Genomic DNA, 9782 nt, shown 5'->3' with positions numbered 1-9782 from the left:
CCCCCCCCCCCCCGCCCCCCCCCCCCCCCCCCCCCCCCCCCCCCCCCCCCCCCCCCCCCCCCCCCCCCCCCCCCCCCCCCCCCCCCCCCCCCCCCCCCCCCCCCCCCCCCCCCCCCCCCCCCCCCCCGGGGGAGGAGGGTTCCGGTGGCGGGGTGGGGGTGGCGCCGTCAGGGTGGTGGACCGTGAGCACTCCCAGCGACGAGACCGGCAAGAGCACCCAGCCGACCGACCGGGTCGACCCCACGGACAACGCCGAGGTGCGGGCCGTGGAGGAGGGCGGCAGCCGTCAGGTGGCCCGCGGTTCCGACGGCGGCATCCAGCCCTCGCCGGCCCGCAGCCCCGAGGACCCGCTCGGCACCGAGGAGGACATCCCCGCGGGCACCGGTGCGGGCGACCCGCTCGCCGGCGTCCTCATCGACGAGCGCGACGCCGAGCAGGCGGTCTCCGGGGACACCGGCCCGGAGAACTCCTCCGGACGCTAGGCCCCGGTCCGGGGGCCCCGGTCCCCGGCGGGGGAACCGCCCTGCTGCTGCGCGAGGAGGTCGCGGATCTCGGTGAGCAGCCGGACGTCCTCGCTGGGGGCGGCCGGGGCGGGCGCCGACTCGTCCTTGCGCAAGGCCAGCAGGCGGTTCAGGGGCGTCACGACGAGGAAGTACACGACGGCGGCGACGATGAGGAAGTTCAAGACGGCGCCGACGACCGTGCCGAACTGCAACCCCACCTGCTGCTGCTCCCCGTCCACGACGATCGTGCGCAGCGGGAGCACCCAGGTGCCGGCGAGGTTCGGGCCGCCGCCCACCGCGGCGATGAGCGGGTTGATGAGCCCCTGCACGACGGACGTCACCACGGCCGTGAACGCTGTGCCGATGACGACGGCCACCGCCAGGTCGATGACGTTCCCCCGCAGGACGAAGTCGCGGAAACCGGTGACGAGCTTCACGGGTGCCTCCTCGGGCGGCGGTGTTCTGGCCCTGGGAGCCTAGGGGCGTGGGTGTTCCCGGGGTGCAGGGTGTCGTGGTCCTCGGGCTCGGCGCGGCGGGCGCGAGCCTGGCGTGGCGGCTGGCGGGTTCCGGGGTTCCGCTGCGCGTCGTGGAGGCGCCGGGGGGTTCGGGCCGGCGCACCCCGGAGCGCACCTGGTGCACGTGGGGCCAGGCCGGGCCGGGGCCGTTCGGGCACCTGGTGTCGGCGTCGTGGCCGCGGGTGCGGATCGTCCCGCGGGCGGGGGATCAGGTGGTGGCCCACCTGGGTTCCTGGCGCTACCGGATGCTGCGTTCGCAGGACCTGGACACCGCGGTGCGCGAACGCCTGGCCGGTGCGGGCGTCGCGGTGGAGGAGGGCGTCGTCGAGGACGCGGCGGACCTGCTCGAGCCGGGGTGGACGGTGGTGGACACCCGTCCGGTGCCCGTTCCCCGCACGGGCCGCACGCTGCTGCTGCAGCACTTCCTGGGCCGGCGGGTGCGCGCGGAACGCCCGGTGTTCGACCCCTCGACGGTCACGATGATGGACTTCCGGGTTCCGCAACCGGCCGGCGGGGTGGCGTTCGGCTACGTGCTGCCGACGTCGCCGCACGAGGCGCTGGTGGAGTACACGGAGTTCTCGGCGGGGTTGCTGGACGAGGCGGGGTACGAGGTGGCGCTGCGGGAGTACCTGCGACGCAGCGGGATCGGCGAGGTGGAGGTGCTGGGCTCCGAGCGGGGGGTGATCCCCATGACGGATGCGCGCTTCCCGCCGTCCGGGGTTCCCGGGGTGCTGCGCTGGGGCGCCGCCTCCGGGTCGGTGCGCCCGTCCACGGGGTACGCGTTCAGCGCCCTGCAGCGCCAGGCTGACGTGCTGGCCCGGCGGGCGCGCGCGGGTTCCCCGCTGGTGCTGCCACCGGCGCACCGGCGCCGGCACCTGGTGATGGACTCGCTGGTGCTGGAAGCGCTGGCGAGCGGCCGCGTGGACGGGGCGGGCTTCTTCAGCGGGTTGTTCGCCCGGAACCCGGTGCACCGCGTGCTGGGTTTCCTGGACGGCGGCACCGGCCCCGCGGACGACCTGCGCCTGATGGCGTCGTCGCCGCGGGGACCGATGCTGCGGACCGTCCTGGGGAGGGCGCTGCCGAGGGTTCCCCTCAGGCGTTGAGCACGGCCTCGACGTCGAGCTCGAGGTCGACCTTGTCGGCGACGACGAGGCCGCCGTTGTCGATCCGGGCGTCGAAGGAGATGCCGAAGTCGCGGCGGTCGATGCGGCCCTTGGCGGAGAAACCGGCGCGGGTGCCGCCGTAGGCGTCGGGGCCGATGCCGGAGACCTCGAGGGTGAGGGTGACGGTCCTGGTGACGCCCTTGAGGGTGAGGTCGCCGGTCAGCAGGAAGTCGTCACCGTCGTGGGTGAGGGCGGTGGAGGTGAACGTCGCCGTCGGGTGGTTGGCGACGTCGAAGAAGTCCCCGCTGTGGACGTGCGCGTCGCGCTGCTCGTTGAACGTGGTCAGCGAGGTGACGTCGATGGCGGCGGTGACGGTGGAGCGGGCGGGGTCCTCGGCCAGGACGACCTCGCCGGACACCCCGCCGAGGCGCCCGCGGACCTTGCTGACGGCCATGTGCCGCACGGTGAAGGACACCTCGGAGTGCGAGGCGTCGATGGTCCAGGTGCCGGGCAGGTAGCCGGGGACCTGCGGCAGCGTGGAGTGCGCGGGCAGCGTCGCCGTCGAGGTGCCGTTCTCCGTGCCGTCCGCGGTCGGCGACCCGTCGTTCTTCTTGCCGAACCAGCCCATCGTGGTCTCCCCAGGTGATTGAGTGCTCAACTTCTGGGTCGACCATAACCCCGTACTGCTTGAAGACGCAACCATCTCCCCCGAACGGCCCCCTGAGCTCCCGACCCCGGCGGTGATCTTGCACGAGTGAATACTCAACCGTGCAAGATCACCGCCGGGGTCGGGCGGGGGGTGGGGCGGGGAGGCGCTGGGGAGGGCGGGTCAGACGACGGTGCCGCGCTCGAAGAACCACGCGACCGTCAGCGCCACCGGGTCCACCGAACCCTCGTGCACCGTGCCGCGCGCACCGTCGGCGGCCGCGCGGTAGGCGGCGGTCAGTGCCGTGACGGCCGGGACCCCGGCCGCGTCCGCGTCGGACAGGGCCCGCGCCGCCGGGGCCATCGCCTGCAGCACCGGGGGGTCACCGTCCGGGCTGGGAGCTCCGACGTGCTCGGCCGCCAGGGCGAGCTGGTGCGTCCCCACCTCGTGCGCGCACACCTGCGCCATCTCGCCGAACCAGGCCGCCAGCGGTTCCAGCGGCCCGTGCACGCGCCCGGCGCCGCGCGCGACCGCGCCGAACAACTGCCCCGGGTCGGGCTCGGGCGGCAGGGCCGCCACCTCGCCGTCGGCCGCCAGCACCGTCTCGACGAGGGTGCCGGCCACGCCGTCCAGTTCTCCGCGGCGCGCCACCACCTGGTCGCGGAAGCCCTCCCACCACGCCATGACCCTGCGTCCATCGAGGTCGGCCGCGCGGGTGCCCCGCACCGGCCGTACCGGCCTGCCCTCGTGCAGCACCTGCAGCAGGTCCTGCTCCGTCGTCGCCCGAGCGTCCACGTCGTCCTCCTCCTCGAGGTGCTCCGAGGGTGGCACCGGGCTCGGCGGGTCGCCACTCGGCGGGGCCGGGAGGCGTGGGCCACCGGGAGGCATATTGACTGTGTGTAATCACCGCTTCCGGAAAACGTTGCTCAAGCGTGCGCGGAGGGGGACCGATGGCTCTGGTGTCGGTGACGCTCCGTCCCGATCACGTCTGGAGGAGAGTCATCGTGTCCGTGCCCCGCGTCTTCGCCGCCCTGATCGTCGCCGGTTCCGTGCTCGCCGGCTCCGCCGCCGTCGCCCCCGCCGCCTCCGCCGCCCCCAAGACCGCGGTGAAGGTCTCCGTCACCGCGAAGACCACCGTGGTCACCACCACGAAGACCACCGTGGCGACCACCGTGAAGACCGGTCACCTCCGGGACGTCTCCTTCGGTCACCTGCGCAGCGTGTCCACCGGTCACCTGCGCTGACCGGCGCTCCCCACCGCGCTCAGGAGACCGGCGCCGTCCGGTCGTTGCCCACCAGCGAGGTGTAGTCGGCGGCCGTCAGCGGCCCGGCGGTCTGCTCCCCCCCGGGCAGGGGGACCTCCAGGACCTCCCCGTCGCGCACCAGCTGCACCGAGTCCACCCCGGGTGCCGTGGTGGCCGTCAGGACCACCTGGCCCACCGCCAGCGGCAGGCGGTCCGCGGCGATGTTCTGCGCCAGGCCCGTCACCGCCACCCGGGCGGTGCCGCCGGCGAGGTCGGTGGCCCGCAACCGCACGTCCGTGCCCAGCGCGCTGCTGAGGCCGTCGGCCCGCTCCTGCCGGCCCGGCCCGGCGGAGAGCCGCCGCAGCAGCGCGTCCAGGTGGTCGGTGCCGTCGCTGCTGGCGGTGCCCAGCGGCACCGCCAGCAGCGCGTCGCCCTGGAGGAAGTACACGCGGGGCCCGCTGCCGGCCTCGGCGGTGGCGGAGCTGTCCGCGGTCGGCTCCGGCGGCGGGTCCAGCAGCCCGTACGGGACCTCCGTGGGACCGATCTCGCGCACCTGCCCCTCCGCCGGTGCGCCGCACCCGGCCAGCAGCCCGGCGGCGAGCAGCCCGGCGGCCAGGGCCGTCGCCCCCACCGGCGCGGGGGCCCTCACGCCGGCTCCTCGCCGCGTCGCGCCGTGGCCGCGGTGGCGCCCGCGGACACGAGCGCGTCGGAGGCGGGCAGCTCCACGACGAACCGCGCCCCGCCCTGCGGGGACGCCGCGCACCGCACCGTGCCGCCGTGGGCGCGCACGGTCTCGGCGACCAGGCTCAGCCCCAGCCCCGAACCGGGCAGCGACCCGCGCGATCCGGCCCGCGCGAACCGCTCGAACACCCGCTGCCGCTCACCGGGCGGCACCCCCGGCCCGGCGTCGTCGACGAGCAGGCGCACCCGGTCGCCCACCCGCTGCACGACCACCTCCACCAGCCCCTCGCCGTGCCGGTCGGCGTTGTCGAACAGGTTCACCAGGGCGCGCCCCACCTGCTCGACGTCCACGCGCACCCGCGCCGCGTCCCCACCGCCGCGCACCGGCACGTCGCGGCGCCCGCTGCCGTCCAGGGCCTGGCGCGCCAGGTCGGCGGCGCCCGTGCTGACCCGCTCGCGCGCGGTGGTGCCGGACTCCAGCCGCGCCAGCTCCAGCAGGTCGTCCAGGGTGCGGGCGAAGCGGTCCAGCTCGCGGTCCACCAGGTCCAGGGCCTGCTGCGAGCGGGCCGGCAGCTCCTCGCGGCGGCGCTGCAGCAGCGCCACGCTGGTGACCAGGGTGGTCAGCGGCGAGCGCAGCTCGTGGCTGACGTCGGCGCTGAAGCGCACCTCCCGCTGGATCTGCTCCTCCAGCGCGTCGACCATGCTGTTGAAGGACCCCACGATCGTCGCCAGGTCCGGGTCGGTGGTGGGGGGCAGGCGGGTGCCGGGTTCGCCGCCGGCGATGCGGGCGGCGGTCCCGGCCACCGCGTGCAGCGGCGCCACCGCGCGGCGCGAGGCCCACGCGCCGAGCAGCGCACCGCCCACGGCGGTGGACAGCGCGAACGCGGCCAGCGCGGTGCGCACCGCCAGCAGGGTGCGTTCCAGCTCCTCGGTGACGGTGACCTCGTAGAACTCCGCGGTCACCGCGGGCAGCGGCACGCCCACGGCGACGGCCGGCTCGCCGTCCACCCGTGTCCAGGTCACCCCCGCCGTGCCCGCGGCAACCGCGGCGTTCAGCGAGGCGGGCACGTCGTCGCCGCCCACCTGCAGGGACGCGGAGTACCAGCGCTCGCCGCGGCGCACCAGCAGCTCCGAACCGGTGGGCGGGGACACCGCGCCCAGGACGTCACCCACCGTCACCCCGGAGGTGCGCAGCCCGTCCCGGACCGAGGAGGCGTCGACGAACGCCTGCCGCACGGCCGCCTGCTCCCGCTGGTCCAGCAGGTACTCGCGCGTCACCGCGTACGTGCCCAGCGCCGCCAGCGTCGCCAGGGCCGTGGCGCCGAGCGTGAAGGAGACGGTGACGCCGGCGCGCAGCCCCAGCGGGCGCACCCGCCTCACCGCACGTCCAGCCGGTACCCCAGCCCCCGCACGGTCGTGACCAGCCGGGGGGTGGAGGGGTCGGCCTCCACCTTGGTGCGCAGCCGGCGCACGTGGACGTCGACGATGCGCTCGTCGCCGAAGAACCCGCGGTCCCACACCCGCTCCAGCAGTGTGCGCCGGCTGAGGACCCGCCCCGGCGCCCCGGCCAGCTCGCGCAGCAGCCGGAACTCCGTGACCGTCAGGTGCAGCTGCTGCGCGCCGCGGCGCACGGTGCCGGCGGCGGCGTCCAGCACGAGGGGGCCCTCCACGGAGTCCAGCACGACGGCCTCCTCCTCGTGGGCGCCGGCGGTGCCCTCGACGCGCCGGCGCAGCGCGCGCAGCCGCGCGAACAGCTCGCCCAGGTCGAACGGCTTGGTGACGTAGTCGTCGGCGCCCGCCTCCAGGGCCGCGACGATGTCGCTCTTGTCGTGCCGCGCGGACAGCACGATGACGGGGGAGCCGCACACCGGCCGGACCCGCCGGATGAAGGTGAAGCCGTCGATGCCGCCGAGCATGAGGTCGACGACCATGACATCGGGCTGCGCACCGTCGGTGACGGCGGCCAGGGCCTCCTCCGCCGCCGAGCAGCCGGTGACGAGGTAGCCCTCGTCCTCCAGGGCCAGCGTCAGGGACGTCCGGATCCCGTCGTCGTCGTCGAGGACAAGGACGTGCGTGGACACGTCCGCATGCTGCCAGCGCACCGGCCGTCCGCAGCGACCGGGTGCCACGTCGTCACGGATCGTCACAGGATCGCAATGGAGACGACCGGGGAACCGCAACACGCCTCGGTCACTGTGGTGACCACGCCCCGACCGGTGACGGCGGGGCGGCCAACGACCCGCGCCCCCCGGCGCGGGCCCACCGGAGGGGAGCGTGGACGCGGTGCAGGTGCTCGACCGCGACGGGACCGTCGCCCCCCGCAGCGGGGGCGGCCCCGAGGAGGGCGTCGCCGTGGTGGCCCTGCACGAGGGCTGCCTGCGCCAGGGCGTCGGCGCGCTGCGCCGCACCCTGGGCGAGGCGCTGGACTCCGGCTGCTCCACCCTCGTGGTGGACGTCTCCGGCGTGGAGCACCTGTCCTCGGTGGTCGTGGCGCTCCTGCTGCGCGCCAAGCGCTGCTGCCGGGTGCGGGGCGGCCGGGTCGTCCTGCGCGGCCTGGGCCGCGACGACCTGGACGTGCTGCACCGCACCGGGCTGGCTCCTCTGTTCGACATCGAGCCGGCCACCCGCTGACCCGTACCGACGCACCGACCCGAGGAGCCACCGTGACCACCACGCTGACCACCCCCGAGCTCACCACCCCCGCCTTCACCGCCGAGCTCACCGCCCAGGTGGAGATCGCCCTGTCCGAGCAGCGCGCGGCCGAGGTCCGCGGCGACGCCGAGGCCGCCGAGGTCGCGGCCGGGCGGGTCGCGGACCTGCGGGAGTTGCACGCCCGCTCCGCTGAACCCCTCGTCGCGCCGGTCTGAGGACCGGTGCGGGGAGGCCCCGGTCGGGGAGGGCGACCGGGGGACCGCCGGACGGGGTGCGGGTCGACGGAGCCCCGCTCCCGTTCCGGTGGGCACGACCGCGCGCGGTGGACACCACCGCGCGGCGCCGCTAGTCAGGGCCGGTGAGCACTCCGACCACCAGCACCCGCGGCGCCCGGTACCGCGCCTACGAGCACCGCAGCGAACGCCTCGCGACGGTCGTGGCCGTGCTGTGGCTGGTGGCGTACGCCCTGCCGATCCTGCAGCCGGACCTGCCGGCGCCCGTGCGCACCACCTGCCACGTGGTGCGCACCGCGACCTGGGTGGCGTTCGGCGTCGACTACCTGCTGCGCCTGGGGTTCAGCCCCCGCCGCGGCCGCTTCTTCCTCACCCACCCGCTGGACCTGCTGCTGCTGGTGCTGCCGATGCTGCAGCCGCTGCGGCTGCTGCGGCTGGTCACGGTGCTGCGGCTGCTGAACCAGCGCGCCGGCACCCGGCTGCGCGGCCGCGTCGGCCTGTTCGTGGTCTCCGCGACGATCCTGATCGGTTTCTGCGCCGCGTGCGCCGTCCTGGACGCCGAGCGGGACGCCCCGGACGCGACCATCACCACGTTCGGCGAAGCGGTGTGGTGGGTGGTGACGACCATCACGACGGTCGGGTACGGCGACTACTCGCCCGTCACGGCGACCGGGCGGGTCGTCGCGGTCGGGCTGATGCTCGCGGGCATCGCCCTCGTCGGTGTCGTCACCGGGTCCCTGGCGTCCTGGTTCCTCGACGAGGTGCGCGACTCCTCGGGCGCCGACGCCGAGGCGACCCGCGCCGACGTGGCGCAGCTGACCGAGGAGGTGCGCCGGCTGCGCGAGCAGCTGGCCGCCCGCCCCGACACGCCCTGACCCGGCTGCCCGGGTCCACGGGTGGGGGCCCGGCCGTCGTCGGCGGTCTGAGCGGCTTCGAGGTCGTCCGCCGTCGCCCTCGACGGTGTCGTGAGCGCCACCGAACGGCTCCCACGTCGGTGGCGGCGGCACCGTCCTCACCCCCGAGCGGTCTGCCGGGCGCAGTCGTGGGCCGCCGGCGACGTCACGGTCTTGCCGATGTCGTGATGTCCCCTCTGGTGGTGATCCCGCACGGTTGAGCCCTCAACCGTGCATGATCACCACGGGGTGCGGGACGGTCTCGCTGCAGACCGCCACCGACACGCCCGAGCAGCCACGGCCCACCCCGGCGTGCTCGCTGCCGCCTGCAGCACCGCTGTCCGCCGCGGCTCCGAACGCCCGGTCGTCTCGCCGTCCGCGAGGTCGCGGTCATGGCGCTCTCGGGGTGCGGTGGAGCAGGGTGGCTCCTGCCCGAGGCGACGGGCCGTGAGCCATGATCGGGGTGTGGGCGACGTTCGAGCAGGCCGAGTCACCGCCGTCAGCCGCGACGGCGAGCACCGTTTCAGCAAGGGCGTCATCGACGTCATCACTCTGCTGGCAGGGCTCGGCGTCGAAGGGGACGCCCACGCCGGCACGACGGTCCAGCACCGCTCTCGAGTGGCCGCCGACCCGACGCGACCCAACCTGCGCCAGGTGCACCTCATCCACAGCGAGCTGCACGACGAGCTGCACGAACAGGGTTTCGGAGTGGGACCGGGCGAGCTGGGCGAGAACATCACCACCCGAGGTCTGGGCCTGCTCGATCTACCGCGCGGCACCCGTCTGCACCTGGGGCCGGAGGCCGTCATCGAGGTCACCGGGCTGCGCAACCCGTGTGCCCAGATCAACGCCTTCCAACCGGGTCTGCTGAAGGCGCTCACTCCTCGCGATGTCGACGGCAACGTGGTGCGCAAGGCCGGGATCATGAGCGTCGTCCTCGTCGGCGGGCAGGTCCGGGTCGGCGACCCGATCGCCGTGGAGGTGCCGCCGCGGCCTTGGCGAGCCCTGGAGCGCGTCTGAACGACAGTCGCCGGCCAGGACGTCTCTCCGTGTGAGGAGGAGCCGCGCGGTCGTGGTGCGAACCTCGCGCGCCCCGGTGATGGCGCCGGTCGTGCGCGCACGCTGATGTCGAAGAGCGAGTCGTCAACGGCGCGGGTGCACCGCACGCGCGGCTCGACCAGCCATGACCGTGGCGTGCAGCAGCACCGCCACCACCCCGGCGTAGCCGATGCCGAAGGCCGTCAGGGTCACCGCCTCGCCCCACGAGCGTCCAGAGCCCACCACGGCCAGCACCACGCCCACCACCGCAGCC

Annotated in this window: 13 protein-coding genes; 7 read left to right on the top strand and 6 right to left on the bottom strand. The window is 75.4% G+C overall.

The window, feature by feature from the left end; genetic code table 11:
* Positions 1 to 182 precede the first annotated feature (182 nt).
* Positions 183 to 482 (top strand): hypothetical protein, encoded by a 300-nt coding sequence (locus tag ACRYM0_RS19240; protein ID WP_432507456.1) that lies wholly within the window; start codon positions 183 to 185, stop codon positions 480 to 482.
* On the opposite strand, the gene mscL is transcribed toward ACRYM0_RS19240, so the two are convergent.
* The gene (gene mscL / locus ACRYM0_RS19235; protein ID WP_432507455.1) at positions 479 to 940 is read right to left on the bottom strand and encodes a large conductance mechanosensitive channel protein MscL; all 462 of its coding nucleotides are present in this window, start codon (positions 938 to 940) and stop codon (positions 479 to 481) included. The two genes, ACRYM0_RS19240 and mscL, sit on opposite strands and share 4 nt — an antisense overlap.
* Positions 941 to 987: 47 nt before the next feature.
* Between mscL and ACRYM0_RS19230 the strand changes: the two genes are divergently transcribed.
* A complete protein-coding gene (locus tag ACRYM0_RS19230; RefSeq protein ID WP_432507454.1) occupies positions 988 to 2121 on the top strand; it encodes a lycopene cyclase family protein in 1134 nt (377 codons plus the stop codon).
* Here the strand turns inward: ACRYM0_RS19230 and ACRYM0_RS19225 are convergent.
* A complete protein-coding gene (locus tag ACRYM0_RS19225) occupies positions 2111 to 2749 on the bottom strand; it encodes a YceI family protein (RefSeq protein WP_432507452.1) in 639 nt (212 codons plus the stop codon). The two genes, ACRYM0_RS19230 and ACRYM0_RS19225, sit on opposite strands and share 11 nt — an antisense overlap.
* 201 nt (positions 2750 to 2950) lie before the next feature.
* Positions 2951 to 3562 carry a hypothetical protein gene (locus tag ACRYM0_RS19220; RefSeq protein ID WP_432507451.1) on the bottom strand — a complete coding sequence of 204 codons (612 nt, stop codon included), beginning with the start codon at positions 3560 to 3562 and terminating at the stop codon, positions 2951 to 2953.
* 209 nt (positions 3563 to 3771) lie between these two features.
* Between ACRYM0_RS19220 and ACRYM0_RS19215 the strand changes: the two genes are divergently transcribed.
* Positions 3772 to 4011 (top strand): hypothetical protein, encoded by a 240-nt coding sequence (locus ACRYM0_RS19215; RefSeq protein ID WP_432507450.1) that lies wholly within the window; start codon positions 3772 to 3774, stop codon positions 4009 to 4011.
* A 19-nt stretch (positions 4012 to 4030) separates the two neighbouring features.
* On the opposite strand, the gene ACRYM0_RS19210 is transcribed toward ACRYM0_RS19215, so the two are convergent.
* From ACRYM0_RS19210 to ACRYM0_RS19200, 3 genes are read right to left on the bottom strand one after another with little or no spacing between them, the layout of a single operon-like run.
* The gene (locus ACRYM0_RS19210; RefSeq protein WP_432507449.1) at positions 4031 to 4660 is read right to left on the bottom strand and encodes a GerMN domain-containing protein; all 630 of its coding nucleotides are present in this window, start codon (positions 4658 to 4660) and stop codon (positions 4031 to 4033) included.
* Positions 4657 to 6063: a HAMP domain-containing sensor histidine kinase gene (locus ACRYM0_RS19205; protein WP_432507448.1), complete on the bottom strand. Its 1407-nt coding sequence runs from the start codon at positions 6061 to 6063 to the stop codon at positions 4657 to 4659. The genes ACRYM0_RS19210 and ACRYM0_RS19205 overlap by 4 nt, the downstream gene beginning before the upstream one ends.
* 5 nt (positions 6064 to 6068) lie before the next feature.
* On the bottom strand, positions 6069 to 6773 hold the full coding sequence (locus ACRYM0_RS19200) for a winged helix-turn-helix domain-containing protein (protein WP_432507447.1): 705 nt from the start codon (positions 6771 to 6773) through the stop codon (positions 6069 to 6071).
* Between the two features lie 193 nt (positions 6774 to 6966).
* Between ACRYM0_RS19200 and ACRYM0_RS19195 the strand changes: the two genes are divergently transcribed.
* The 4 genes from ACRYM0_RS19195 (at position 6967) to ACRYM0_RS19180 (ending at position 9490) form a co-directional block, all read left to right on the top strand.
* Positions 6967 to 7323, top strand: coding sequence for an STAS domain-containing protein (locus ACRYM0_RS19195; protein ID WP_432507446.1), 357 nt, complete (start codon positions 6967 to 6969; stop codon positions 7321 to 7323).
* 32 nt (positions 7324 to 7355) lie between these two features.
* A complete protein-coding gene (locus ACRYM0_RS19190) occupies positions 7356 to 7559 on the top strand; it encodes a hypothetical protein (RefSeq protein ID WP_432507445.1) in 204 nt (67 codons plus the stop codon).
* Between the two features lie 143 nt (positions 7560 to 7702).
* Entirely contained in the window at positions 7703 to 8452 is a 750-nt protein-coding gene (locus ACRYM0_RS19185; protein ID WP_432507444.1) for a potassium channel family protein, read from the top strand.
* A gap of 483 nt (positions 8453 to 8935) precedes the next feature.
* Positions 8936 to 9490: an MOSC domain-containing protein gene (locus tag ACRYM0_RS19180; protein WP_432507443.1), complete on the top strand. Its 555-nt coding sequence runs from the start codon at positions 8936 to 8938 to the stop codon at positions 9488 to 9490.
* The last annotated feature ends 292 nt before the right edge of the window (positions 9491 to 9782 follow it).

The organism is Kineococcus arenarius subsp. arenarius (assembly GCF_050871845.1).
Classification (GTDB): Bacteria; Actinomycetota; Actinomycetes; order Actinomycetales; family Kineococcaceae; genus Kineococcus.
This window is presented reverse-complemented; position numbering and strand designations above follow the sequence as displayed.